This window comes from Alcaligenes pakistanensis, assembly GCF_014652815.1.
Taxonomy (GTDB): Bacteria; Pseudomonadota; Gammaproteobacteria; order Burkholderiales; family Burkholderiaceae_B; genus Alcaligenes; species Alcaligenes pakistanensis.
This window is the reverse complement of sequence record NZ_BMZN01000005.1, coordinates 286812-313177: the sequence shown is the minus strand read 5'-3', so window position 1 is coordinate 313177 and position 26366 is coordinate 286812. Positions and strand designations below refer to the sequence as shown.

The 26366-nt window shown below is 55.8% G+C and carries 27 protein-coding genes; 9 read left to right on the top strand and 18 right to left on the bottom strand.

All coding sequences use genetic code 11. From position 1 onward, the window contains the following. Positions 1 to 6 precede the first annotated feature (6 nt). The 10 genes from IE156_RS16810 to IE156_RS16765 are packed head-to-tail and all read right to left on the bottom strand — an operon-like array spanning position 7 to position 9859. Positions 7 to 1647, bottom strand: coding sequence for a thiamine pyrophosphate-binding protein (locus IE156_RS16810; protein ID WP_189393795.1), 1641 nt, complete (start codon positions 1645 to 1647; stop codon positions 7 to 9). Positions 1648 to 1658: 11 nt separating this feature from the next. Continuing rightward, positions 1659 to 3125, bottom strand: coding sequence for an aldehyde dehydrogenase (locus IE156_RS16805; RefSeq protein ID WP_189393794.1), 1467 nt, complete (start codon positions 3123 to 3125; stop codon positions 1659 to 1661). A gap of 13 nt (positions 3126 to 3138) precedes the next feature. Continuing rightward, entirely contained in the window at positions 3139 to 3930 is a 792-nt protein-coding gene (locus tag IE156_RS16800) for an aspartate dehydrogenase (protein WP_189393793.1), read from the bottom strand. Between the two features lie 9 nt (positions 3931 to 3939). Further along, positions 3940 to 4734 carry an SDR family oxidoreductase gene (locus IE156_RS16795; RefSeq protein ID WP_189393792.1) on the bottom strand — a complete coding sequence of 265 codons (795 nt, stop codon included), beginning with the start codon at positions 4732 to 4734 and terminating at the stop codon, positions 3940 to 3942. Next, positions 4731 to 5558 carry an alpha/beta fold hydrolase gene (locus IE156_RS16790; protein ID WP_189393791.1) on the bottom strand — a complete coding sequence of 276 codons (828 nt, stop codon included), beginning with the start codon at positions 5556 to 5558 and terminating at the stop codon, positions 4731 to 4733. Before IE156_RS16790 ends, IE156_RS16795 begins: the two co-directional genes overlap by 4 nt. Positions 5559 to 5586: 28 nt before the next feature. Then, positions 5587 to 6351 carry an ABC transporter permease gene (locus IE156_RS16785; RefSeq protein ID WP_189393790.1) on the bottom strand — a complete coding sequence of 255 codons (765 nt, stop codon included), beginning with the start codon at positions 6349 to 6351 and terminating at the stop codon, positions 5587 to 5589. After that, the gene (locus tag IE156_RS16780; RefSeq protein WP_229841438.1) at positions 6352 to 7137 is read right to left on the bottom strand and encodes an ABC transporter ATP-binding protein; all 786 of its coding nucleotides are present in this window, start codon (positions 7135 to 7137) and stop codon (positions 6352 to 6354) included. Beyond that, positions 7130 to 8140: an ABC transporter substrate-binding protein gene (locus IE156_RS16775; RefSeq protein ID WP_189393788.1), complete on the bottom strand. Its 1011-nt coding sequence runs from the start codon at positions 8138 to 8140 to the stop codon at positions 7130 to 7132. The genes IE156_RS16780 and IE156_RS16775 overlap by 8 nt, the downstream gene beginning before the upstream one ends. Positions 8141 to 8163: 23 nt before the next feature. Continuing rightward, positions 8164 to 8766, bottom strand: coding sequence for a cupin domain-containing protein (locus IE156_RS16770; protein ID WP_189393889.1), 603 nt, complete (start codon positions 8764 to 8766; stop codon positions 8164 to 8166). A gap of 43 nt (positions 8767 to 8809) precedes the next feature. Continuing rightward, positions 8810 to 9859 (bottom strand): porin, encoded by a 1050-nt coding sequence (locus IE156_RS16765; RefSeq protein WP_189393787.1) that lies wholly within the window; start codon positions 9857 to 9859, stop codon positions 8810 to 8812. A 208-nt stretch (positions 9860 to 10067) separates the two neighbouring features. Between IE156_RS16765 and IE156_RS16760 the strand changes: the two genes are divergently transcribed. Continuing rightward, positions 10068 to 10877, top strand: coding sequence for an IclR family transcriptional regulator (locus IE156_RS16760; protein WP_189393786.1), 810 nt, complete (start codon positions 10068 to 10070; stop codon positions 10875 to 10877). 84 nt (positions 10878 to 10961) lie between these two features. Here IE156_RS16760 and IE156_RS16755 read toward each other — a convergent pair whose 3' ends face one another. From IE156_RS16755 to IE156_RS16735, 5 genes are read right to left on the bottom strand one after another with little or no spacing between them, the layout of a single operon-like run. After that, entirely contained in the window at positions 10962 to 12395 is a 1434-nt protein-coding gene (locus IE156_RS16755; protein WP_189393785.1) for a DUF3482 domain-containing protein, read from the bottom strand. Beyond that, positions 12392 to 13798, bottom strand: a complete 1407-nt coding sequence (locus tag IE156_RS16750) for a DUF2868 domain-containing protein (RefSeq protein WP_189393784.1) — start codon at positions 13796 to 13798, stop codon at positions 12392 to 12394. Before IE156_RS16750 ends, IE156_RS16755 begins: the two co-directional genes overlap by 4 nt. A 15-nt stretch (positions 13799 to 13813) precedes the next feature. Continuing rightward, entirely contained in the window at positions 13814 to 14311 is a 498-nt protein-coding gene (locus IE156_RS16745; RefSeq protein WP_189393783.1) for a TPM domain-containing protein, read from the bottom strand. Positions 14312 to 14327: 16 nt separating this feature from the next. Further along, on the bottom strand, positions 14328 to 15287 hold the full coding sequence (locus tag IE156_RS16740; RefSeq protein WP_189393888.1) for a TPM domain-containing protein: 960 nt from the start codon (positions 15285 to 15287) through the stop codon (positions 14328 to 14330). Between the two features lie 21 nt (positions 15288 to 15308). Then, positions 15309 to 15929: a LemA family protein gene (locus IE156_RS16735; protein ID WP_189393782.1), complete on the bottom strand. Its 621-nt coding sequence runs from the start codon at positions 15927 to 15929 to the stop codon at positions 15309 to 15311. 427 nt (positions 15930 to 16356) lie between these two features. Between IE156_RS16735 and IE156_RS16730 the strand changes: the two genes are divergently transcribed. From IE156_RS16730 to IE156_RS16710, 6 genes are all read left to right on the top strand, one after another. After that, complete coding sequence (locus IE156_RS16730; protein WP_189393781.1) at positions 16357 to 17847, top strand: DEAD/DEAH box helicase; 1491 nt, start codon at positions 16357 to 16359, stop codon at positions 17845 to 17847. Positions 17848 to 17910: 63 nt separating this feature from the next. Then, complete coding sequence (locus IE156_RS16725; protein ID WP_189393780.1) at positions 17911 to 18534, top strand: LysE family transporter; 624 nt, start codon at positions 17911 to 17913, stop codon at positions 18532 to 18534. Positions 18535 to 18631: 97 nt separating this feature from the next. After that, entirely contained in the window at positions 18632 to 20245 is a 1614-nt protein-coding gene (locus IE156_RS16720) for a peptide chain release factor 3 (protein ID WP_189393779.1), read from the top strand. A 107-nt stretch (positions 20246 to 20352) separates the two neighbouring features. Continuing rightward, positions 20353 to 20976: a hypothetical protein gene (locus IE156_RS16715; protein ID WP_189393778.1), complete on the top strand. Its 624-nt coding sequence runs from the start codon at positions 20353 to 20355 to the stop codon at positions 20974 to 20976. A 485-nt stretch (positions 20977 to 21461) separates the two neighbouring features. Next, positions 21462 to 21605, top strand: a complete 144-nt coding sequence (locus IE156_RS18655) for a hypothetical protein (protein WP_268248118.1) — start codon at positions 21462 to 21464, stop codon at positions 21603 to 21605. A gap of 3 nt (positions 21606 to 21608) precedes the next feature. Continuing rightward, positions 21609 to 22283, top strand: coding sequence for a TIGR00366 family protein (locus IE156_RS16710; RefSeq protein WP_444541882.1), 675 nt, complete (start codon positions 21609 to 21611; stop codon positions 22281 to 22283). Positions 22284 to 22463: 180 nt separating this feature from the next. On the opposite strand, the gene bfr is transcribed toward IE156_RS16710, so the two are convergent. The 3 genes from bfr to IE156_RS16695 all read right to left on the bottom strand — a co-directional run bounded on the left by bfr (position 22464) and on the right by IE156_RS16695 (position 24505). After that, positions 22464 to 22943: a bacterioferritin gene (gene bfr, locus IE156_RS16705; RefSeq protein ID WP_189393777.1), complete on the bottom strand. Its 480-nt coding sequence runs from the start codon at positions 22941 to 22943 to the stop codon at positions 22464 to 22466. 268 nt (positions 22944 to 23211) lie between these two features. Then, positions 23212 to 23481, bottom strand: coding sequence for a (2Fe-2S)-binding protein (locus IE156_RS16700; RefSeq protein ID WP_189393776.1), 270 nt, complete (start codon positions 23479 to 23481; stop codon positions 23212 to 23214). A 139-nt stretch (positions 23482 to 23620) separates the two neighbouring features. Then, entirely contained in the window at positions 23621 to 24505 is an 885-nt protein-coding gene (locus tag IE156_RS16695) for a LysR substrate-binding domain-containing protein (RefSeq protein WP_189393775.1), read from the bottom strand. Between the two features lie 169 nt (positions 24506 to 24674). Here IE156_RS16695 and IE156_RS16690 point away from each other — a divergent pair, with 169 nt between their 5' ends. Further along, entirely contained in the window at positions 24675 to 25295 is a 621-nt protein-coding gene (locus tag IE156_RS16690) for an isochorismatase family protein (RefSeq protein WP_189393774.1), read from the top strand. A 36-nt stretch (positions 25296 to 25331) separates the two neighbouring features. Next, on the top strand, positions 25332 to 26333 hold the full coding sequence (locus IE156_RS16685) for a TRAP transporter substrate-binding protein (protein ID WP_189393773.1): 1002 nt from the start codon (positions 25332 to 25334) through the stop codon (positions 26331 to 26333). The last annotated feature ends 33 nt before the right edge of the window (positions 26334 to 26366 follow it).

Genomic DNA, 26366 nt, shown 5'->3' with positions numbered 1-26366 from the left:
CGTGGACTAATACAGTTTTTTCTGGGGAGGCCCTGCAAAATTCAGTGGCCCAATGCTGTGCATATCGACCTCGACAAGCGCTGGACCTTGATGCTCAATGGCCTGCTGGATCACTGTTTTGAACTCATCAACTGACGACACCAGATAACTTTGGCATCCCATCGCGCTGCCTACATCGCGGTAGCTAGGCGTATGCAGCTGGTTGTAGTATTGCCGATCGTCAAAGTAGCGTTTCTGTATGCCACGCATCACGCCATAGCCGCCGTCATTCATCACCAACAAGACCAGATTGCTTTGCTCCTGCACCATGGTGGCTATTTCACCTATGCCCAGCATCAGGCCGCCGTCCCCCACCAATGCCACCACTTTTTTGTCCAGGTTGGCTTTAGCAGTACCGATAGCGTGTGCCAGCCCCAAACCGATGGCCCCTGCTAAGGAGTGGATGTTTTGTAATGGTGCATTCACAGGGAACAGACGACTACCCCAGGTACTGCCGGACATCGTGATGTCGCGCACCAAAATGGCATCGTCAGGCATGGCAGCACGCAGTGCAAAACACAGCTCTGCATACGGCCCTAACTGTTCAGTCAATTGGGATAGGGCGGCTTCACGGGCCTGGGTAATCGCGGCGTCATAGGCCGCATCTACGAAGCTGTGGCCCTGCAAATCCTGCACCAATGCCGTCAAGGCTTCGTTGGCCTCGGCACATACAAACTGGCTGATGGCGTAGTTGCGCTGTTGTGCAGCAGGGTTCGCATCAATCTGTATGGTATTGGCCGGAAACTGTATGGAGTATGTTTTGGTTTCATTGCTGCGTAAACGCGAACCGACCACCAAGACCAGGTCCGCATCAGCCAACAAGGTTTCCACCTCGGCAGCATTGTGAAACGCCCCCAAACTACGATGATGGCTATCTGGTAGCACCCCACGCGCATGGGTGGACGACACCACCGCAATTCCCATATCAGCCAGTTGCCGTACGGCCTCACCGGCCTTTAATGTGCCACCACCAATCCATAGCATGGGGCGTTTAGCGGCTTTCATGGCCGCGGCTAAACGTGCTCTATCGCGGTCTTGCAACACCGGCAACTGCATGGCGGCGACAGGTTCCAATGAGACGGGCCATGCAATTTTTGCAGCCTGCACATCAATAGGAATCTCTACGCTCACCGGGCCCATGGGTACAGTTGTCGCGACGCGGATGGCTTCTTGAATCATGCCTACTGCGTTTTCTGGACTACTGATGCGGTACGCCGCTTTGCTAGACGCACGCAGAAAACCCAGCTGGTCTTTGGCTTCATGAATGAAACTGGCGTCTCTATCCAAATATTCTCGTTCCACTTGCCCCGTTAAATGCAGCACTGGGCTCGCGGCATTGCAAGCTTCGATAAGCGAGCCCACCGCATTGCCCGCACCCGCACCCGTACTCGTCAAGGCCACCCCTAAACCGGTGAAACGTGACTCTGCATCGGCCATCGTAACGCTACCGGCCTCACCTCTGGCACACACAAACTGCACCTGCTTGCGGCGGCCTAACGCATCCGCAATAGGCAGGTTATGAATGGAAATCACCCCATACACATTGCGTACCTGATGGCTCTCTAACACTCGGGCAATGGCTTCACCCACGGTAATAGTTTCTGTCATGTTTGCTTCTCTCATCCTTCACACCACGGATCAGGCTGTGTATTGAGCCCCATATAAATACTTTTCTGCTGCATGTAGGACACGATACTCAGCCTGCCTTTTTCCCTACCCACACCACTTTCTTTAAACCCGCCAAATGGCGTGGAAATAGAGAACTTTTTATAGGTATTAATCCAGACCGTACCTACGTCCAGGGCTCTGGCCAATTGCCATGCTTTACGGTAGTTTTCAGTCCAGATGCCAGCGGCCAATCCGTACACGCTGTCATTGGCTTGTTGTACTAAGTCTTGCTCGTCCTCAAACGGCAATACCACCAACACAGGCCCAAAAATTTCTTCCTGGCACACAGTCGCCTGGTTGCTGAGCCCCGCAATGATGGTGGGCGCGTAGTAACTGCCCTTCGCCAGCTCGCCTTCGCTCAGACGATGCCCACCCACTAGGATCTGCCCACCGTCGTGCTCGGCTTGGCGCACATAAGCATCTACCGAGCTCAAGTGTTTTTCATCGATCAATGGGCCTACCTGGGTCTCGACATGCTCGGGGTGGCCTACGCGCAGGGCCTGTGTTTTAGCGACCAGGCGCTGCAGAAAGGCGTCATACACCTGAGTGTGTACAAACAAACGCGCACCCGCGATACAGGCCTGACCTGAAGAGCTGAAAATACCGTAGATCACACCATTTACGGCCAAATCCAAGTCGGCATCTGCCAGTACCACGGTCGGCGATTTCCCCCCCAACTCCAGGGAGGTACTAATCAGGCGTTCCGCGGCAATATGTGCCAATTGACGCCCTGTGCTCGTCCCCCCAGTGAACGAAATTTTCTTCACCAGTGGATGCTGCACGATGGCATTACCCACGACCGAGCCTTTGCCGGGCAATACGCTTAACAAGCCGCAAGGCAGCCCCGCTTCTTCAAACAAGCGCGCCAGTTCCAAGGCAATCAAGGAGGTGGCTTCGGCCGGTTTCAGGATCACCGCATTACCAGCGGCCAAGGCCGGGGCCAATTTTTGCACTTCAGAGGCGATGGGCGAATTCCAGGGTGTGATAGCGGCCACCACACCCAAGGGCTCGTGCACGCTCATGGTCAACCAGTCTTTGGAACGGGCATTGGTCAGCTCCGTATCCAAGGTTTCCAGGCATGCTGCGGTGTAACGAGCAGTGGCGGCTGCACTCATCACCAAGCCACGCGTTTCTGCCAATGGTTTACCGTTGTCGCGTGTTTGCAACGCAGCCAACTGCGTCACATTTTGCTCGATCAGATCGGCCACTTTGTACAGCACGCGAGCCCGCTCCACAGGCAAGCTATTGCGCCACGATGGCTCTTGCCACGCTTGATGGGCCGCTTGTATGGCCTCTTCTACATCGTCAATACTGGCGGTGGAGAACTCGGCATTCAGGCTACCGTCCGCGGGGAAAACGCTGCGCGCAACTGCCCCCCGGCCCTGACGCCATTGGCCGGCCAAAAATAATGGTTTCATGCTTACTCTCTGCCTAGATAACCAGGGCGTCGCCCAATTGATAGCAAGCGCGCACGACGCTGAGTGCCGCTAAGGTCGATGTTTTGGGATTACTGGCCAAGGCCACGCCTTGCATCTCTATTTGCATCTCACCGAACGCGCCTTCAGCACGAATGCGATGTTGATTGCGCGTCATGGCAGGATCAGCAATCAGCTCAACCTGTGTCGCATCCATGCCCACGCCCGCCAAGGCAATGGTTGCTGCCACGTTCGCATTGGCCGGAAACTTCTGTGCGGCCTCACGCGCCGAACCCCGGAAAAAGACGGTCGCTTCGGTCAATGCATCCAAATCGACCAATTGCTCGGCATAACTGCCTTTCCAGCTGGCCGGCTTTTTACGCCCCTGATACACCACACTATCCAGGCCCATCGTGCGGGCAGCGGCGATACCATCGATCCCCGCAATGGCGCCTGGCAAAATCTGTAGCTGTGCACCTTGCGAGCTCGCAAATTCACGGATCTCCTGCTCAAACGCACTGTCGGCAAAGGCCCCAACCGAAATTACCGCCAAGGGCAATTGGCGCTGCAATACGGCCTTGGCGTGAGCTTTCAAACCGGGCTGTCCGGCCATCTCCAACACCAGGTCTGGCGTACCCAAGATGGCATCCACACGACTGACCACCTGCACGGCCGGCCCCAGCTCTTGCTGCGTGGCGGCCACTCCGTCCTCAGTGACGATCACCCACGCCAACTGAATGGATTCAGGCAGCAGGGCATGCACTGTTTTTGCCATGGCCCCATAGCCTATAAATGCTACTTTTTTCATTGTTTCGCCCTAAATTTCCTGACTAAAGCCGCCAGATACATCAATCACCGACCCCGTTGTATAGGAGGACAAGGGTGACGCTAAAAACACTAAGGCTCGGGCTGCCTCTATGGGCTTGCCCAAACGCCCCATCGGTATGCCGCGCTTGCGCGCAATCCCCGCCAACCAGTCGTCCCAGCTTTGATCCGGATCTGATCTCTCCTGGTAGCGACGTTGCCATTGGCCCGACTCGACCATGCCAATCAGAATGGAGTTCACCCGTATGCCCATGTCGACAAACTCTTTGGATAAGCCTTTGCTTAAATTCAGCAAGCCAGCTCTGGCGGCTGAAGTCGCAATCATGTGCGGCTCAGGTTTGTACGCCAGCAAAGAGTTCACATTGGCAATGGACGCTATAGGCGATTGACGCAAATACGGTAAAGCGGCACGGACGGGATTTAACACGCTGAAATACTTCAGCTGCACTTCGGTCATCCAATCCTGATCCGAAGTGTCTGCAAAGCTGGCCACTTTGCCTTGGCCTGCGTTGTTGATCAGCATATCCACACCGCCAAAACGCTGTGCCACCTCGTCAATGAAAGCGTTGACGGCATCCGCATCCAGTACATCGCAACACCGTATGTGCAGTCGATCCGGCTCGAAGATGACTGCCATCGCCTGCCAGGAGTCCTGCAAACGGGCGGCATCTCTGCCGCACCAGGCGACGTAAGCACCTTGTTCAAGTAGCAGGCGGACGGTTTCCAGGCCTATGCCTGAAGAGCCACCCGTCACTACGGCAACTTTGCCGCTGACCTGAAAACTCATGTGTTGTTCTCCCTCTTGCCCGGCTGCGTTTGTTCAAAGACCAAACGATCAAATAGTGCGGGCTGATCCACATACAACAAATGGCCGGCTTGCGGCACCGCCTGTAAGTTCATCTGGACATAATGCTGCTGCAACGCTTGCATGCCAGCGGGCGGCGTAATGCCATCCTCTGTGCCGTACAGCACCTCTATGGCGCCCTGTATGGCCGGCAAGTAGTAATCGATGCTGTCGTGGGCCAAGACATACGACGACGCCTTGAACCCCGCTAGCGTGAGTCGTTTCATAGCCTGCGTCACCAGGAGCATATTTTCTGCTGTGGCTTGTCCCAACAAGAACGGTCCACGTTCTCGCGCCATGGCCTCCGGGCCCAACTCGGCAAGCAGCCGTGGACGTTTCTCATACACCTGTTGTTGTTGCTCTGGCTCTGTTTGGCCATAGCCCTGCGCCACGCTAGCCAACACTAAACGGGACACATCCGCCGGATACAAAGAGGCATAGGCACTGGCCATTAATGCACCGAGTGAATGTCCCACCAGCGTGAAGGCAGTTAAACCCGCCTCATCAACGACTGCTTTTAGTGCATGGGCGTAATCGGCTGCGGTAGGGGTGGCCGAGGCCAAAGCGACACTGTCGCCATAGCCCGGTGCATCCCATGCGATCAGCCGGTTTTTCCCGGTTTGACTGGCAAACTGCTTGGCCCATAGCCCCGCGCCAGAGCTAATTCCGTGCAGCAAAACGTACACATCGCCTTGCTGCTCCCCGTTATCCCAATACGTCAGACCGCAAGCAGTCTGGCGCATCGTGCTGTGTGTGCTCGTTGGCATGCTTTGCTTCCTACTGGCGTGCTAGGGCTTATTTTTTGACACTTTTTGCGGACTCATGCCATGGGATCACTACTTTACGCAGCGAGCCTACGGTGAAATACAGCACAAAACCAATCATCGCCAGCAAAATCACGACAGCAAACAAAGTGTCTACTTCCAAATCTTGCAGCTTGATCGTGGCCAAATAGCCTAGACCCCGAGAACCCGCCACAAACTCAGAGACCACCGCACCGATAATGGCCAACACAATAGCCATCTCCATCCCCGTCAGGATGTACGGCAAGGAGGCTGGGATGACCAACAACTTGAAACGCTGCCAGGTACTGGCCTTGCCCACCTGAAACACTTCAATCAGGCCGGAATCCACCGACTTGGCACCCAGATAACTATTGGAAAAGACCGGGAAGAAAGCCAAAAGCGCGGAGATGATGATCTTGGACTCAATGCCAAAACCAAACCACAAAATGAACAGGGGAATCAAAGCCACTTTGGGCGTCAATTGCAAGGCAATCACAAAGGGTTTAAAGATCGTATCCAGAATGGCGATCCTGCCCAGCAACTGTCCCAACAAGGTCCCCACAAGCACCGCAATGCAGAACCCACCCAAACACTCCGCCAAGGTGGTGTAAATGTGATAGTAGGTGTCATCGCGCTGCATCAGTCGGACTAAGGCATGCAGCACATCTTCCGGTGGAGGCAACACCAGCGGGGAGACATCAAAGCCACTGACATACGCTTTCCACAGCAGGAAAAACACCAGCACGGAAATGGTTTGAATAACAAGACGATTCACTTACAACTCCAGATGCTGACGCAGTTCATCACATAGACGGGCAAACTGTGGGTCGCCCAAAAAGTTGGTGCGCGGGCGCTCCAGCGTAATCGGAATTTCTGCGACCACACGGCCTGGGCGCGCTGACATCACAATGACCCTGTCAGCCAAATGCACCGCTTCACTAATAGAGTGCGTAATCAAGAAAGCACCAAATTTTTGGTCCATCCAAATACGCTCTGCATCTGCAATGATTTTTTCTCGGGTCAGGGCATCCAAAGCCCCAAACGGCTCATCCAGCAGCAACAAACTAGGCTGAGAAAATAGCGCACGAGCAAAGGAGGCCCGTTGACGCATCCCGCCCGACAACTCAGCCGGGCCTCTGCCTTCAAAGCCTTTCAAACCCACCATTTCGCACAGCAACAGCGCCCGTTTTTCATCTTCGGCGCTGTAACTGCCTTTTTGCATCAAGGTAGGCAGCAGGATGTTTTTCTGAACATTCATCCAGGGCAGCAAGCGGTGCTCTTGAAACGCCACACCAATATCGGGCGTGCTTTTATCGGCACTGGAGGGCCAGCTCACCTCTCCCGAGGTGGGCTGCTCCAATCCACATAGCAAGCGCAATAGCGTGGACTTACCGCAGCCTGATGGACCAATCACCGCAACAAACTCACCCGCCATGATGTGCTGGTTAATGTTTTGCAAAGCAATGGTTGTACCGGTAGAGGTCTCAAAATGCTTGGCAACATTCTCAAAACGGACAATGGGCTGTGCGTTAGATGACGGTTTTTTTGCTAACTCAGACAACGGTGGACTCCCAGATGTCATTGGTATAAAGCTGTCTGGAGGTTTCCTTCATCAGACCTGCACCACTTAACAAACGAATCGCCTCTTCCCATTGCTCGGGGACATTACGCAATACGTTTTCTTTACCGTGTGCCAACCACAATTCGCGGTTGCCCTTAAGGTCGCCCAGCGCAATATCTTCTTTTTCAATACCGGGCACATCGTAGCGACGGGCGATGGTACGAATCACGTCCAGCAATTGCGCATCATCCATATCAGCCATGGCTAGAATCGCATTGCGGGTACCTTGCAAAAACGCGACATGCTGCTCACGGTTGGACACAAGGTCTGCTTCACTGGCTACATACACTTGGCCGGGCACACCGTCATCCACAGGCAGTGCGACCAAAGGCAGCGCTGCCGCATGCAGGCGCGATACCGTACTGGCATTACCAAAGAATGCCGCAATCCGACCTGCTTCTACCATCGCGAAAGACGCTGGACCATCAGCCACACGCTCACGACGCACCGACTTGGCATCTACACCTGCTTTGGCCAGCATCAAGTTCAATGTGGCCTCCATAGAACCGCCGAATGACGCCACACCGACCACTTTCCCTGCCAGTTCTTTAACGTCGCGGATAGGATGGCTTTCAGATGAAATCACCACGAAAGGTGAGATCTGTGACACCGTGCCAAATGCCAACACATCAGAATTGTCTTGGGCGCGGGCCGCCAGATAGTTGGCACCCCCTGTTCGTCCAGCCTGTACCTGTTTGGCAGCAACCAGCTGTATGGCCTGGCCTGCCCCTCTGCCTACTTCAACTTTGACGTTCACGCCCAGCTTGTCGAAGTCACCCGACGCACTGGCATACAACACCGGTGCGAAGGCCAAAGACAGTGTGAAGGGCGTCAGGTAAGTGTAGGTACCCGTTGCCTTGGCAAAGGCAACGCTGGAAGTCAGGGGCAAACTCATCGCCCCCATGGCGCCGGCGCTATAAACCAGAAATTTTCTGCGGTTCATATGGGATGTCTCCTGGATAGGATTTATGCAGACTGCTTGTTTTGCGCAGCGGCCTTTGCCTGCATACGCAGTTTCTTGGCGGCAGTCAGTGGATGATCTTCGGGGTAGTCTGGCAAATCAGGCCTGTTTGCCCCCAGCATCACACACATCAAGGACTCTTCTTGACCCTCGTTGCGCAAACCGCGGTACACGCCGGGCGGCACAGAAATAACGTCGCGCTCGTTCAGGACCACTTCGCAACGCTCACCGTTATATTCCAGGAACAGACGGATGCTGTCACCGCGCAAAATGAAAAATGCTTCTTCAACGTCGTGGTGCACATGCAATGGGCCTTCACAACCTGCTGGCAAAATCATGGTGGAAAAAGTGAAATGTTCCGCCGGAATCACGTTGTCGTCATGACTTACGCCGGCAGCGCCTGTGCCGATGTAACGGGTTTGCGCGCGACGGTAAGCAGGATCCACCTCTGCTTGCCAGCCCAAGGCATTCCAGTCGTATTGACGGGTTTTACGGCGAGCAATGCGTGATTCGATCCAATCTTGCAGGCTTTTGTCTTGTGGACGTTTCCAGCTCGCAAACAGAGGAGATTCCTGATCGGGAACCGGCACGACTTGGTCTGTTGTCATTTCACTCATGGTTTTCCTTTCTGCTTCCAAAACATCAAATCAATCAAAATGCATGCTGCAACCCAACACCGAACTGGTGTTTGCGCTGATTCTCATCAATAAAGTGGTTACGCACGCTGTATAAGTTGCCCATCGCATAAACATTGGTGCGTTTAGAGAGCTGGTAGCGGTAGGCTGCCGCAAAACCACCATTGTTCGAGCGCATGGCTCGCTGGTAGCTCAGCATGACCGTGCCGGTTTTACCTGTAGGAATAGAGGCACCTACCGTAAACGCACGATCTTGGTTGCCACCAGTCTCCACATAGCCTGGCGCTGGGTTGAGGTTAATGTTGCGCTGTTCGTTATAGCCACTGAACAAACGTACGACGCCAAAGTCATACGACAAGCCGAACTGATAGTTCTGGGCCTTGCGCTTGTTGCTGTCTTTAATAGGGTTCAGGCGCTCATAGGTCAGAGCCGCTTTCAAGGGACCATTGCTATAACGCAAACCCGCCGTCAGAACACGGTTGTTGTTAGACGCGCCAAACGCCTGTTCATCAGCCGTCGAAAAGCTATAGCCAATACCGGCTTCAAACCCACCCACGTTGGGCGTTTGGTAGGTAACCGCGTTACTCAGGCGGCCATCTGCCCCGTAATCACCGCTCTTGTAGCCAAACGTAGAACCGATGCCATTACCCGACCATGCCACGCCAAATGGGCTGGCAATAAAGGGCGTCCAGGAATAACCAAAGACCGTTTGGCGACCGAACTTCAACTCACCAAAGCCACCCTTTAACCCCAAGGTGGCTTGCCGACCAAATAGGCGACCTTGAGTAGATTGGCCGGTCGTAGTCAACAAACCGCCTTCCATCTGAAAGGTCACGGAATAACCATTACCCAGGTCTTCACTACCGCGAATACCAAAACGCGACTGACCGGCAATGCCACTGGCCATCCCAAAGTTCCTGCTGTCGTCCAACTGTTTTTCTAACAGCAGGCCGCTGTCCAGCAAGCCATATAGCTGCACGCTGGTTTTCTGTGCCATCGCTGCGCTGGAGCCGAAACACGCTATGGCCAGCACCCCTGCTACTACCCCCACTCGTACTTTGCTCATCCCCACTTCCTTTGTTTCACTAATGGAATGTTGTTTTATATTAGGAACGAGAAGTATAAAATCATTTAAACTTCGAAATAAATGAGTAGAAACCCTTTAGGCATGAATCACTTCCGGCCGACAAGCCGCTGCCTGCCACAATGGCGTCCCCCACTCTTATACTTAGCCACATCAACTAAACCGCTGTGACCAACACCGAAGAGAACTTATGAGTACGACTTTGCCGGCACAACAAAACTACACCGTGCCAGGACTGGAGCGCGGCCTGCGTTTGTTATTCGAATTCAACCGTAATGAGCAGACTCTGACCGCTCCTGAGCTGGCCAAAAGGCTGGATCTCCCCCGTACCACAACCTTCCGTTTGCTGGCGACGCTAGAAAACCTGGGGTTTGTACAGCGCGTGGAAGGCGGGCACACCTATAAGTTAGGCATGGCCATTTTGCGTTTGGGTTTTGAGTATTTGGCATCTCTGGAGTTGACCCAACTGGGGACCCCCATTTTGGAGCGAGTACGAGATCAAACCGGCCTGTCGTGCAATTTAGCGATCCAAGATGAGCACAGCGCCGTCATCATCAGCAAAGTGGCTGCCCCCACCCCATTTGTCAGCACGGTGCATGTAGGCACCCGTCTACCTTTGCATGCCACTCTGCTAGGGCGCGTGCTGTTAAGCGATATGAAACCCGCTGACTTGCTGCGGCTGTATCCTGAAGACACTCTGCCCAGCTTTTCTGAGCGCACCCCCACCAATACCGCCCTGTTGTATGAACTGATACACCAGGATGCCGAACGTGGCTATGGCTATGACGAGGGATATTTTGAACCTGAGGTGGGCAGTGCCGCCGTCGCAGTACGCAATCAGCACGGTCATATTGTTGCCGCATTGGGCGTGACCATTCCCGTCAGTTATTTGCATTCTGGCAAGCAGGACGCCTTACTGCTCGTTAACACGGTGCGCAACGCCGCTACAGAGCTTTCACAGCTACTGGGCTATCACAGCAACTCAGCCGCTACGATATAAAACAGGCGTGCCACACCGGGCATCGCCGAGCTGCCCGGCTAAGTGCGCGCATGTACACGGTTCGCCCTGACAAGCTCAGCTAGCTCAATTGCGTAGCGATGAGGCCCCGCCTCTCGCTCCCATCAAGCTCTGCAACAAACTCTGCACACAAGCCTCCCGCCGCGAATCTGGCGCATAGTCGGCCCGTAACGTAGACCAGGACGGATGAATCCGCGCCTGCGCCAACTCCTCTGGCAGGCCTTGCGCCCGCCAGACATTCAACTCCCGCAGCAAAGCCTGATCAAAATTTTCTGCGTCAATCTCACCAAGGCGGATCGGTGCCTGCGCCGCGTGCCCACGTCGTTCCAAAGCAGCAATCAGACTAAGCTGTCGCACCGCCAGCAAGCGCAAGACCGCATCATCAACACTAAGCTCTGTCTCGCCCCGCAGCTTGCCCATCAAACGCTGCCCCCACTTATCAGCGCCTTGCCACAAACCACCCGCCAAAGCCCCCAGAACCGTTCCGGTTCCCAGGCTTAGGCCGCCCGTCATCACATCCAGCGTCGCACCGGCCATGGCTCCCGCAGCCACGCCCTTACCTAACTGCACGCCAAACTCTTTCAAAGCCTGGGGATCAAACAAATCCATCCCCCACCGGCCGCCATCAAAATGCAGCAAATCCGCCACCACATCCTGACGGCCAAAGCTATAACGCTTAAGCAAAGCCTGCACGCTCTTGGCCTCGCGGGCCAAGACCGGCTCACGTAACTGTTGCGCCGCCAACTCCATAGACTCCGCATCCGAAGGCGTGCTGACACGCCAAGCCGCCACATCCACCAGGAGCTCGGCCAGCAAACGCAAGGCATCACGACGGCGCAGCACTGCCTGCTGGGTCAGATCCACCTTCAACTGCTGCAATACACCCGCCTGCGTCTCCAGAAGCACCGCCAGCTTGTCGTACAGCAACGCCTCGCCATCCAAAGCCGGCGCAACCGTATCAAACTCTGCCAAGGCATGCAGCCCCAAACGGGCCAAAGCACTGCGCCACTCCTGAACCCGCGCCTGCGGGCTACGCACGAAGTTCAGCACTGGCAATAAAGGTCGCCCACTATAGGCCAACAGGGTCAGCTCATCCTTATGCTTGCTTAGCACAGGATCACGCGCATCGACCACATACAAGCCTGCGTCGCAGGACTGCAATTTGCGCAGCACACGGGCCTCTTGCTCGAAACGGCCCTGCGCAGCAGGTGACTCCAGAAAACGACGAATACGCTCCGGCCCATCAATACGCTCACCGGGCTGGCTAAGCTGATCCATAAAGTCCAGCAAGGCCATGCTGTCTTCCAGACCGGGGGTATCGAACAACTCGACCAATGCCTCCCCATCTACCGTCAGCCTGGCCCCTTCTACATGGCGCGTCGTGCCAGGGCTATTGCTGACCTGGCCAAACTCTGTATCCCGCGTCAGCGTACGCAGCAAAGAGGTTTTACCCGTATTGGTGTGACCCACCACAGCCAGCGTCAAAGCAGCGGCACTCATGATGGCTCCTTCATAGCAACATCAGGCCATTGATCGTGAATCTGACCCGGCGCAAAACCCGCTGCCACGAGCCGATCGTGCCAACTGCGGCGGCGCGCCTGATCCGGGTCGCTTACGGTTTCGTCCAGCAAGATGACATCGGACTGCCGAGCTAATTGTGCCCACTCGACCAGCGTTGCCACCACCCCACGATCCGTCGTCTGGGCAGCATCACACACCATCAACAAACGACGTGGCGTGGCGGACTGCAAACGCCCCAGGATATCCAGACGCTCAGCCCGTGAATCAACCCGTCCCAAATCCTGCATATCAGCGTGCATGAACGCAGGTGGCCAGCTGTATTCAGGTGCCAATTCCAGCCCCACCACACACAAGGCATCGGCGGCCAGTGGCGCGCTTGGTTCGCTTTGAATCCGGGCAACCCTATCCGGAGAAGCCAGTTCATCCACACCCGTAGGTTCGCTGGCAGGCATCAACCGTGGGCGCAGCTCCGCCAAGCCGGGCAAACTGTCATCCAAACTTAAGCGCGCCGTATGTTTACGCCATTGCCAAAGACTCCAGGCAAGGGCCAGCAAACGCGGAATCAGGCCATAGGTGACCACCGCTCCCAGGAGCCAGCTGGACCACAAGGCCTGCGCCTGGGCATCCAGCAATTGCAGGCCATCGCTGCTGCGTATGGTGAGGGTATCGGGCAGGGCGAAGCCCAGCAAAGAAGGCAGGGCGCCAATACTTTCTACCAGCCAGACAAAGGTGTCCGGCGTCAAAAGCGTGGTTTCCCAATTGAAGTGATAACGGCGCGAGGCCAGTAATAAAAGCAGGGTACTCAAGGCCGACATAAAAGCCAGCACCCACAAGCTATGGCTGATCAGACCCGCCAACCAGGCTTGGCTTCCCCGACGTGCCAACACCGCCGCAAACGCCTGGGGCACCAAACTGGCATCCCCTTTGACGAAACGGCGGCTAAGCCACCACCAGGCATCGCCTGCCCAACTGCCCGTACCCGCGCTTTTACCCGACCAGGCCAAGCTGAACAGCCAGAACATAAAGGTCAGCGCATGCAAGCCCAGCAGGGCGCCCAAAGCCGTCAGGACATTAACAGCGCGACTGCCATCGCCCAAGGCGCCGGCAGCGGTTCCGGCCCCGGCCAGCAAAGCCAGAACCGCCATCGCAATCAATAAAAGGCGGGCAATCCGCCACCAGCGCGTCCAGGCTTGTGTCAGGCCATCACGCCGAGCCAGAGCTAAAGCACGGGCCAAAACACGTTGGGCAAACGAGCCACCCGCCGCCCGTGCCCGACGCGATTCCGCCAGATCTTCAATTGGCCCCCACTGAGTCTCGCGCAAACGTATGGCTTCAACCAGAGTTTGCTGTTGCCAGGAGCCGACGGATTGGGGCGGTTTCATGGCATTGGCCATCACTTAGAGAAGTACTGGTTCATCAGGTAGGGCATTCACCGCTGCCGAGCCTTGCGGCTGCACCGGAGCCCCCTTTTGCAAGACCGCCTCGATCGCGTCCACTGCACTTAAAAGGCCTGACAGGTATTCGCGTGAAGCCAAATTTTGTTCCAGTTGCTGGCAAATCTGCGCCCATTGCGCTGGATCAGCCTGGATGCCACGGTCTGCAATGATGTGGATACGTCGCTGGCCCAGTGCCAGATATAAGAGAACGCCGCTGTTTAAAGGCGTGTCCCAGACACGTAAACGACCAAAAACTTCCAGCGCACGCTGGCCACTGTCGGCTTCATGGGCGGGCAAGACCGCCTCGATAGCCACGACCAGTTCACCGCTATGGTTCTGTTCGCTTTTACGAATTTGCTCGGCCACATGCCCCAGCATTTCGGCATCAAAGTAACGACGGCGCAGCCATTGGCCTTGTATCGACGCCCAGCCCGACAATTCTTTCCAATTCACACTCATGTCGCTCCCCTGTCGCCTACCAGCTGCCGGAAGCGCCACCGCCTCCGCTACTGCCACCACCGCCGCCGCTGCCTCCGCCAAAACCACCGAAGCCGCCACCACTGCTGCTGCCATTGCCACCAAACCCGCCGGAGGAATAGCCACCCAGCCCACCAATGACGCCACCACGGCGCGAGGCACGGCCGGAACTGGATTTACCGCCTGCACCAAAGAGTCGGCCAATCATACTCAGTCCCGCCCCGACCACCGCCGCCACCAAGGCCAGCCCAATGCTGCCTGACACAACCAGGGTAAAGACGCCCGCCGCAAAAGCGGCAAACAAAGGAGAGGCAAAGAACACAATCGCGCCCACAGCCAGCAAAGGCTCCCAGAACACGCCTTCTTCACCTGAAGAGGTGACTGGGGCATTTTTAGGGGGTGGAGGCAGCTCTTCACCATTGACCAAGCCCACCAAACTATCGGTAGCGGCCTGAATCCCGGCGTAGAAATTGCCTTCAATAAAACGCGGCGTCATCTGTTCGCGGATGATGCGACCGGCCTGCAAGTCCGTCACCGCGCCTTCCAAGCCGTAACCGGTCTGGATGCGCATACGACGATCGTCTTTAGCGACCAACAACAAGATGCCATCGTCCACTTTTTTGCGACCCATTTCCCATTGGTCAAAGACCCGCAAGGCGTATTGTTCGATGGCCTCATCACCCGTGGTGGGCACCATCAAAATAGCAATTTGCGCCCCTTTTTCCTGTTCCACGGCCTTGAGTTGCTGATTCAAAGCATCTTTTTGATCGGGGCTTAAGGTACCTGTGGTGTCCGTGACCCAGCCCGCAATAGCGGGAATGGGCTCGGTTTTAGCCTGCGCCTGAGCCCAGGGCCAACACAGCAGAAACATCGCCACCAGCAGGCTACCGACCCAGACCAGCCTGCCAGAACGTGCAGACCCAGGCCCAGCAGTCGGTGCAAGATCATGCACGTTCATCATTGCTGCCTCCAGAATGAATCAAGACCCAGCAGGAGCAGGGGTCACAGGGATATCAAACTTAACCTCGGGGTCGCGTGTGATTTCACTTTGACGATCTACCCCGTAGTTTTCCTTAACCTTGTAGCCAAAGAGCTTGGCGGTAATCAGGGTTGGGAACTGGCGAATGAACAGGTTGTATTCCTGGATCGTCTGCACATAACGGCCGCGTTCGGTAGCGATGCGGTTTTCCGTGCCTTCCAGCTGTGTCATCAAATCCCGGAACAAGCCATCGCTTTTCAGCTGCGGGTAGTTTTCTGACACTGCAATCAAACGCGACAAGGCCGAGGATAACTGGTTCTGTGCTTCCTGAAAGCGCGCCATGACCTCGGGATTATCGAGGTCATCTACTTTCATCTGTATGGTGCCAACTTTGGCACGGGCTTCGGTCACTTGAGTCAGAACGGTGCGTTCATTGACCATATAGGCATTAACCGAGCTGACCAGCTTGGGCACCAGTTCGGCCCGACGCTCGTACTGATTCAAGGTTTGCGACCAAGCCGCCTTGACCTGCTCGTCCAGGCGCTGGATCTCGTTATACCCACAACCCGACAGCAAAACGGCCACGCTGCTGATAAAGACCCATCGAATCCATGATGTCATGATTTTTTTCCTGCAAAAATAAGCAGATAAACAACAAAAACAAGTTCCGACCTAGTCGGTCGGGTACATGCCAAAGATAGCCCGGCAATCCGCGCACGCCAAGCGTAAACCGCCTCTAGCGGCATAACAAGTACGTCTATGAGGACGCTTAACAATTTCTGTCATATCCAGGCCTGCATTCAGCCTGACCTTTTATGCCTGAAACAGGTTGTTTTAACGCTACCGGTCAAAATGATACAAGATGGTCAATGAGGACTTTTACTAATTTCACGCTATAATGTCTGATTGCGCAGCGCACCAATCTCTGCGCCTCTTGCAGCAGGCGGCGTTCTTGCCCCTGCCGTGGCATTGTCGCCATAACTAAAATACCTTAGCCTGGATTGGTATAGCCCCAAAGAGGGCTTTGGGGCTAGTCACTGGAAAATTCTTGGACTCTCAAATTACTTTTGCCTCCCTTGGGCTGGCAGAAACCCTGTTGCGTGCTGTAACTGACGCAGGCTACACCCATCCCACTCCTATTCAGGCCCAGGCAATCCCTAAGGTCATTGAAGGCGGCGATTTGTTGGCTGCTGCGCAAACTGGTACGGGTAAAACCGCCGGTTTCACATTGCCCATCTTGCACCGTCTGCTTAACGATCCTCAGCCAAACCGCAAGCCAGGCCGCCCACGCGCCCTGATCTTGGCTCCTACTCGCGAACTGGCCGCCCAGGTCGAAGAATCCGTACGTTTGTACAGCCAGCACACTCGTCTGCGCTCGATGGTCATGTTTGGTGGCGTGAACATCAACCCTCAGTTCCATGCACTGCGCAAGCCGCTGGATATTCTGGTCGCCACTCCTGGCCGTTTGCTGGATCACGTGCGTCAACGCACTGTGGACCTGACCGGCGTGGAAATCCTGGTACTGGACGAAGCCGACCGCATGCTGGACATGGGCTTTATCCGCGATATCCGCAAGATCATCAGCCTGATGCCGGTTAATCGTCAGACTCTGCTGTTCTCGGCCACCTTCTCCGACGAGATTCGTGAACTGGCTCGCAGCTCGCTGAACAATCCTGCTGAAGTCGCTGTTGCTGCGCGCAACACCACTAACGAACTGATTACCCAGCAAGTGATCCTGGCCGACCAAGCGCACAAACGCGATTTGCTCAGCCACATCATCCGCGAAAGCAGCTGGAACCAGGTTCTGGTGTTCTGCCGCACCAAGCACGGTGCCAACCGTTTGGCCGAAAAACTGTCTCAAGACGGTCTGGCCGCCGAAGCTCTGCACGGCAACAAGAGCCAAGCGGCTCGTACCCGTGCCCTGGCTGGCTTTAAAAACGGCAAGGTTGTAGTACTGGTTGCAACCGATATTGCTGCCCGTGGTCTGGACATCGACCAACTGCCGTACGTGGTCAACTTCGAACTGCCTAACGTGCCTGAAGATTACGTTCACCGCATTGGCCGTACCGGTCGTGCTGGTAGCGAAGGCGTGGCCTTGTCGATGGTGGATCGCTCCGAAATGCGTCTGCTCAAGCAGATCGAACGCATGACGCGCAATCCTATCGAACGCATCGTGGTGGAAGGCTGGACGCCTCCTTCGCGTGCTGCTCTGGCTGAAGAAGCCAAGGAAGACACCTACGCAGAGCGCCGTTTCCACAGCGCTCCTGGTCCTGGCGCTCGTGCTCCAGCTGGTGCCCGTCGCACCGGCGGCGGTGGTGGTCAGGCCCGTTCGGCCGAAGGCCGTGGTGGTAATGGCGAAAGCCGTCCACGTCGTCCTAGCAACGATAACCGCCCACGTCGTAGTGCTGCTCCCGGCGGTGCTGGTGCTGGTACCGGTGGCGCTGCTCGTCCAGGTGGTCAAGGTCGTCCAGGCCAAGGCCGTCAAGACAGCCGCGGCCCAAACCGCAGCAACCGTAGCTCCGCACAAGCCAAAGCCTAACCCTGGCAAGGGGCTGTGCCTGCCAAAGGCGGGCACAGTGCCCGCCTTTGAACCGAGCACACCATGGCACTGAGCACCTGGCTCGCCTTTTTCGCGGCTTCCTGGGTTATCTCCTTTTCACCCGGACCGGGTGCGATCTCCTCCATGTCCTCCGGCCTGAAATACGGCTTCAAGCGTGGCTACTGGATGGCGATTGGCTTGAATATCGGAATCATGATTCAGATATTCATCATCAGTCTGGGGCTGGGACAGGTTCTGGCTCGCTCGGAACTGGCGTTTACCACGCTCAAATGGCTGGGTGCTGCTTACCTGATCTATCTGGGCTGGAAGCAATTGCGCACCGACGCCATGCCGGTGCAAGTCGCAGGCCAAGAGCCAAGCGACTTTCGCATCCGTGACCTTCTGCTTCGCGGTTGCCTGATCAATATCACCAACCCCAAGGGTCTGGTATTTCTGCTGGCCATCATGCCCCAGTTTCTGGACTTGAATCGGCCCATGCCTTTGCAGTACTTGCTGATTGCCATGACGCTCTGTTTTACCGATCTGATAGCGATGGGCTGCTACACGTCACTGGCTGCTCGCATGTTGCATTTGCTCCGTCAGGCCAGCCATGTCCGGCTGCTGAACCGCGTGTTTGGTTCGCTATTTATTCTGGCAGGTACGGTGTTGGCCAGCGTGTCGCGTTAGCCTTGTGCACGCCTACGCTTGCCCCCAAGCCCTGCTTTACGGATAATTCGCTCACTGTTTTTCACGCGCCAGACTGGCGCTGCCACAAGGATTTTCAATGTCGTCCGGTGACATCCGCTCTGAAGTCAAGAAACGCCGCACCTTTGCCATCATTTCTCACCCTGACGCGGGTAAGACCACACTGACCGAAAAACTGCTGCTGTTCGCGGGTGCAATTCAGATTGCAGGTAGCGTCAAGGCGCGCAAAGCCAGCCGCCACGCTTCCTCGGACTGGATGGAAATTGAAAAGCAACGGGGTATCTCGGTGGCCTCCTCGGTCATGCAGATGGAATACCGCGACTGCGTCATCAACCTGCTAGACACCCCCGGTCACCAGGACTTTTCGGAAGATACCTATCGCGTGCTGACCGCCGTGGATGCCGCCCTGATGGTCATTGACGCCGCTAACGGTGTGGAACCCCAGACCATTCGCCTCTTGCAAGTGTGCCGGGCCCGCAATACGCCCATCATCACCTTTGTGAACAAGCTGGACCGCGAGGTTCAAGAGCCACTGGATGTGCTGTCGGAAATTGAATCGCACCTAGATATGGAAGTGGTGCCGTTCTCCTGGCCTATCGGGATGGCGCGTCGCTTTGGCGGTGTATTCAATCTGCGCGCCAACCACATGCGTGTGTTCAAACCCGGTCAGGAACGCCATGGCGAGGATGAGATCATCCCCGGCCTGGACAATCCCATCATTGCCCAGCGTTTTGGCGAGACCTTTGAAAAGGCTCAAGAAGAAATTGAATTATTGAATGCCGCTGCGCCCGAGTTCGACCTGGAAATGTTCCTGGCAGGCCAGCAAACCCCCGTATTTTTTGGATCGGCGATCAATAATTTTGGCGTACAGGAAGTCTTGGACGCCTTGGTAGACCTGGCTCCTGCTCCAGGCCCCCGTGTGGCCTTGCAACGTGAAGTGCAGCCTGATGAACCAAAATTCAGCGGCGTGGTCTTCAAGGTACAAGCCAATATGGACCCGGCCCACCGTGACCGCGTGGCCTTTGTACGCGTGAGCTCCGGCCACTTCAAGCGCGGCATGAAACTGAAAGTATCGCGCACCGGCAAGGAAATTCGTCCCAATAACGTGGTGTCTTTCCTGTCGCAACGCCGTGAACTGCTGGACGATGCCTTTGCCGGCGACATTATCGGTATCCCCAACCACGGCATTTTGCAATTGGGCGACGTGCTGACTGAAGGCGAAAACCTGCAATTTACCGGCTTGCCATTCTTTGCCCCTGAACTGTTCCAGTCCATTGAAGTCAAAGATCCTTTGCGCACCAAACAATTGCGCACTGGCCTGACTCAGTTGGGCGAAGAGGGCGCCATTCAGGTGTTCCGTCCCCATATGGCTGGCGGCATGATGCTATTGGGCGCGGTTGGTCAGCTGCAGTTTGAAGTGGTAGCCCATCGTCTGAAGACCGAATATGGTGTTGACGCTCGCCTGGCTTCCAGCCGCTTCAATATGGCGCGCTGGGTAACGGCCAAAGACCCAAAAGACATGAAGAAATTCATCGAGACCAACGCGGGCAATATTGCCTACGACGTGGTCGAGGCCACTGCCTTTTTAGCCACATCCCCTGCGCAGCTGCGCGTGGCTCAAGAGCTGAACCCCGGCGTCGAATTCCATGCCCTACGTGAGCATGGTGGACACGTTTTCGGGGATGCCGTCTAATTCTGTCACAAGAGCAGGGCCGACATTTCGCTACAATGACGGCTCTTTTCTTTTAATAAAGTGCATCCGGCCCCCGGATTGCCGTTGACTCAACCGAGACATCGCTTATGCCCTGGCGTTTTATCATTGCTGTCTTGCTGCTGGTTGCAGGTGCTTCAGTGTGGGGCGGCCTGGAACTGGGGAACTGGCTCATCGCGCACGGTCCTGAAAAGTCCATGGTGGTAAGTTCGCCGGACCCATCTGACCTGCCTACTCTTGATGCCGACGGCAAGCCCTTTACCGCGCAGCCGCCACAGCCCTTGCCCAATGGCCGCTTAGGTGTGCCCCAGTCGCCCACGCCTGTTGCCTGGGAAATCGACACCTCGACTCTGTCGGATGAAAAGCCGCCTATTGCCTTGGCCACGACCTCCATTTCTCTGGAACAGGCCATTCAAATCGCCATGTCCGAGCAAAATCGGGAATTGCAGGGCATTGCCCGCGTTAATCTTGGCGGCGCCGAGCCTATTCAACCCGTGGACGTAGGTGCACCCCCGCCCCCTCCACCCCAAGAAATTCAAATTGCCGGCACCAACAACGGAGCCTGGCAAGCACAGTTGCAGCAAGAACTGAATGCCTGCAGCAGCAAAGGCTTTTTCGATCGCCCCAGTTGCTCCTGGGAAGCACGCAACAAGTACTGTGGCCCGAATAATGGCTGGGGAAAAGTCCCTGGCTGTCCTAGCAAGTCCTTCTGATACCACAGTGTGTGTGCTTGCCAAGGCCTTGACCAAGCACACACACTGCAACGCGCTGCAGATCCATTTATGCATCACTTAACAGCTGCTTTGGCTGTTGCACAGGCGCCCTACAGATCACGGACGCCGCTTCGCTCCCCAGGGCGGACACCTTCACCGGCCCCTCATCTATACACGTAGATCATCAGGTAGCATGCTCTACCTGCTTTTTGTGTGTGATATCAAATAGATCAATCATTCCAGACGGAGTCCTGGACACGGATAAACTCTATCCTTGCCAAGCGATAACTCGGGATGACTTGACGGCAGAGGGTCAGTCCTATGACCCTGTCGGTTTCAACCGTTGTAGTCAGAAAGCTTTGCAGCCGCGACCTCTGCCTTAAGCAAAATATCAGAAAGAGGGCAGGCTGCTTGTTTTTATATCAATAAGTGGAGGGCACTTTATGTCTGGAGCATTATAAGAAAGCCGCTCAGCACGTTTTGCGATGCGCTGTGCAAGTTGGGCTGAACGCTGGTTCCCGGATTCATGGGTATTTGCGACCCTGGCCATACTGATTGTGACCGTGGCAGCATTGGCCATTGGCGCCCCCGTCACGGCGACGGCCAAGGCATTTGGTGATGGTTTCTGAAGCCTGATCCCCTTCACGATGCAGATGGCATTTGTGGTCATCGGTGGGTATGTGGTGGCCAGTTCCAAGCCCGCATCGCGCTTGATTGATATTTGTGCAGCGGTACCTCGCAATGGTCGCTCCGCTGTCGCCTGGGTCGCCATCATATCTATGGTGGCCTCTTTGCTGAACTGGGGGCTGAGCCTCGTGTTTGGTGGTTTGCTGGTAAAAGCATTAGCCCGACGCACGGACCTGAAAATGGATTATCGCGCAGCCGGTGCCGCTGCCTATCTAGGCTTGGGAGCCGTCTGGACATTGGGCCTGTCTTCGCCGGCCGCGCAGTTGCAAGCCAACCCGGCCAGCCTGCCCCCCTCAATTCTAGCTATCACCGGCGTCATTCCCTTTACGGAGACCATTTTCCTGTGGCAGTCGGGTCTGATGCTTCTGGTCCTGATGGTGGTGTCACTGATCGTGGCTTATGCCACGGCTCCCGGTAAAGGCAGCGCCAAAGAGGCAGCGGCCTGCGGTATCGACTCTACGGTGGTCGTGCCTGAAACACCTAAGCCGCAGCGGTCAAGCGAATGGCTGGAATACAGCCCTTTTCTGATTATTGTTCTGGTCGTGCTGGCGCGTGACCTGATCGGTTTCACCTTTGTGCAATTGCTGGTCCACATCCCGGTTGTACTACTGCTGTTGTGAGGTCTGGGACAGACATTAACGTACTTCCCGCCGATTCAACCTTAGAACACTGAAACCGTAGCAATACGGTAGCCATAAAAAACACCCCATAGCACTGGAGTTCATCCAGGCTATGGGGTGTTTTACTTCTAGAGCAGTAGCTTCATCGCTTGCCGATATCAAGCTGGCAAGGTTTGCCGCTTACTCGCCGTGTTCGCCCATCTGCGATTGCAGGTAGTTAGGCAAGCCGACTTTTTCGATCAGCTCAAGCTGCGTGCCCAGCCAGTCGATATGCTCTTCGGTGTCGTCCAAAATCTTCAAGAACAGATCACGCGACACGTAGTCACGCGAGGACTCACAGTATTCGATAGCTTCCACCACGGTCTGACGGGCGGCCTGTTCCAGCTTCAGGTCACAGCCCAGCAGCTCAGGCACGTTCTCGCCAATCATGATTTTGTGCATGTCCTGCAGGTTAGGCAGGCCGTCCAGCATAAAGATACGTTCGATCAGCAGATCGGCATGCTTCATCTCGCCGATGGACTCGTCATACTCGTGCTTGCCCAGCTTGGTAAAGCCCCAATGGTTCAACATGCGAGCGTGCAAGAAGTATTGATTGATTGCTGTTAGTTCGTTCTTTAGCTGCTTGTTCAGGTGCTGAATTACCACTTTATCGCCAAACATGCTGTTCTCCTGTAAATCTGACGGCGCTCCCCCCAAGGAACCGCCGAACCCCCACAAACCGGCCCCAACCTGGCTCGCACACAAGGCGACGACAGGTCAAAAGCAGTGGGGGGGATGAATGTCACAGGCTACCATGCACGCAGAGGCGATGGCTTAAAAAACGGCTAAACACCCAGAAAGCGTTGCACTTTTGGGTTAGTAACAGGACTAACAACAATCATTCCCACTAGCAATAGCAGGAATGATGAAAACCGAGAAAAATGCCTAATCAGGCGCGGCAGACGAGGCGGCCGAACTCGGGAGCTGGGATCAGGCTGTCGTTGGCGGCATGATCCACCCGGGCTGCACTAACGCTGGCAATCATGGCTTGATTGGCATAGCGCCCGCCGGGCAAGTAGTCCTGAGCCGTTTCCGCACAGCATCCGCAACAAGAAGCAACGCCCAACTGGCCCTGAAGATCTGCCAGACTGGCAGCGCCGCCGCGTACTGCTTCTTGTACTTGCCGCTCGGTGATGGCATTACATATGCAAATAAACATGAGAACCATTATTATCAAGAAACTTGAAAAGATCAATAGTCATTCTCATTAAGAACGTATTGTTTCCGCTACGGCTCTATGAGCCCTGATCAGACTGGACCCCAAAAGGCCTAAGGCAGCGTCCACAGTACGCAACACATCAGTTCTGCAACAGATGATCCATCAGTAAACGAGCGGCGGGGGACAGGCTATGGCGACTGCGCACACACAGAGCCACGCGCCTACAGGTCCAGGGCTCCTTGATCACACATAAGGCCAAACCCAGGCTTTGCACATAGGACTCGGCCACTGAACGCGGCAGCACACCTATGCCCAAACCAGCCTCTATCATGCGGCACTGCGCATCGTAGCTGGTCACCTGCACACGGCAACGCCACGTTCGTTCCAGCTCGCTGGCCGCCCGTAACAGCAACAGATTCGGATGACTACCCGTGTGCATCCCTACGTAGTCAAAATCCAGAGTATCGACAAAAGGCAGTTCCGCTCGCCCGGCTAAGGGATGATGCGCGGGTACCAGCAAAACCAGCTCGTCCTGCCGATAATCGTAGTACTCCACCTCCACACTGCCCACGCCTCGTATCAGCACCCCCAGATCCGCATTGTTATCTGCCACCGCCTGGGCGACTCCGGAGCTGATGCGCTCCTCCAGCGACACCTTCACTTTGGGATGACGCTCCATAAAGGAGCTCAAGGCCTGGGGGAGGAACTGGGTGATGGAAGACAGGTTGGCCGCAATCCGCACATGCCCCGTCGCACCACCCGCAAAATCGCGCATCGACGCGCCCATCGCATCCATATCATCCAGCAGACGCTGCGACAGAGCGGCCAATGACTTACCCGCCGCGGTGGGGAGAACGCCTTTATTGCTGCGCTCGATCAGCGCAGTACCCAGTTGCTCTTCCAGATCGCTCAGCCGTTTACTGACTGCCGCAGGTGCTATATGAAATTGCTCGGCAGCACCCGAAATGGTGCCGCGTTCAATAACCAACAGAAAAAGCCGAAGGGACTTGGGATCAATGTTCATAAGCCAGTATTCCATCCTATGAAGGCTAGGGCGACAAGCGCTTTGCCATCATAAATTGCGATAGCACCATCGCAATTTGACGCTGTACTCACGTCATTAGCGATGACAGACTACGCAAATAATACGGAACCTGATTATTTAAGTCAGGTAAATATAAGAGGGAGACAAGATGCGCGACAGCGATAATCTAAAAGGGGGGTTTGACGGCACCCTGCCGCTAGGTCAACAGCCGGCTCTGGTCGTCATTGATTTTCAACGTGGGTTCACCGAGCCGGGCTTGACCCCGCTGGCCTCAAACTGCGACAGCCAGATCGAGCAGACCAACGCCTTGATCCGCGCCATGCGGGGCAAGGGCCGCATTATTTTCACCATCATCGGCTATGAGCCTCATCTGGCCGACGCCAACCTGTGGTTAACCAAGGCCTCGTCCTTGCGTTGTCTGCTGCGTGGCACGTCTGCCTGTGAGCTGGACCCACGGCTGGACTACGACCCCGAACAAGACATCATCCTTTACAAGACCCAGGCTTCCGCCTTTTATGGCACACCTTTGCCTGCGTTGTTGGCTCATCAGGGCTGCGACATGCTGATCGTGACCGGTGCTACGACCAGTGGCTGTGTTCGTGCCAGCGTTGTGGATAGCTTGCAGTCGGGATTTGCCCCGTTCGTGGCTGAAGATGCGGTGGCTGACCGCTCGGCAGCCCAACATCGCAGCAATCTGGTCGATATGGCCAGCAAGTACGCCGAAGTTATGCCTTCGGCACAACTGATCCAGCATCTGCAAACGCTTTAAGCGTTGCACACAACAAGAAAACCACAGGAGACATCCATGAAAAAAGCCCTGACAGCGGCTCTGGCCGCCTGCACCCTGGCGCTAGGCATCTCGCCTGCCCACGCCCAAGAGGTCGAACTGACCTTTTCCACCTACTTGCCGCCTGCCTACGAATACGCCTGGAAACCTATCGAGAACTTCGTTCAGACGGTAGAGAAAGAAAGCCAGGGCCGCATCAAGATCAATGTGTTCCATTCCGGCCAGCTGTTCGACGGCTACGAGGAATTGCCTGCCTTGTCGCGTGGTGACGTGGACATCGTCAACATGACCAGTACCTACCCCAGCGGCACGGTACCGGCGCTGAACATCTTTACCTTGCCATTCCTGTTTGACAGCACCGCCCACCTGAAACGTGCGCTGGATCAAGGCCTGTTCAAGCTGGGTGCTGAACAAGAACTGCGCGACACGCACGATGCCGTGGTGCTGGGTCTGGCCCCTTGGGATCCATACGAGTTCTACAGCCGCAAGACTCCAATCAACTCGGCTGCGGACGTCAAAGGCAAAGTCTGGGCCTCGACCAGCTCCATGGATGCACGCGCCCTGCAATTGCTGGGTGGCTCGCCCACCGGCATGCCGTCGTCCGAGCTGTACCTGGCCTTTGACCGCGGTGTGATCGACGCTACCCCACGCCCACTGCTGACCGGCATTGGCCGCAATCTGTACGAAGTGGCCAAGTTCTTGTCCATTGCCAACGTCGGGATCGACGTGTCTGTGCTGACCATCAACCGCAAAAAGTGGGAATCCTTGCCACCAGATCTGCAAGAGATCATCAGCAAAGCAGCCAACCAGCGCGACCAAGAGCAGTTTGAACGCGTCAGTGCCTTTGTGGACCACGCGTTGCAACGCTACGAGCAAGCTGGCGTGACCATCAACCGTGTTGAGCCTGCCCAACTGGAAGAGATGCGTCAATTGACCCGCCCCGCCATTGATGAGTGGAGCAAGCAAGTCGATAACGGTCCTGCTTACCTGGAACTGATCGAAAAAACCCGCCAGCCCTGATCACGCGTGAATGCACGCTGGGTGAAACCCAGC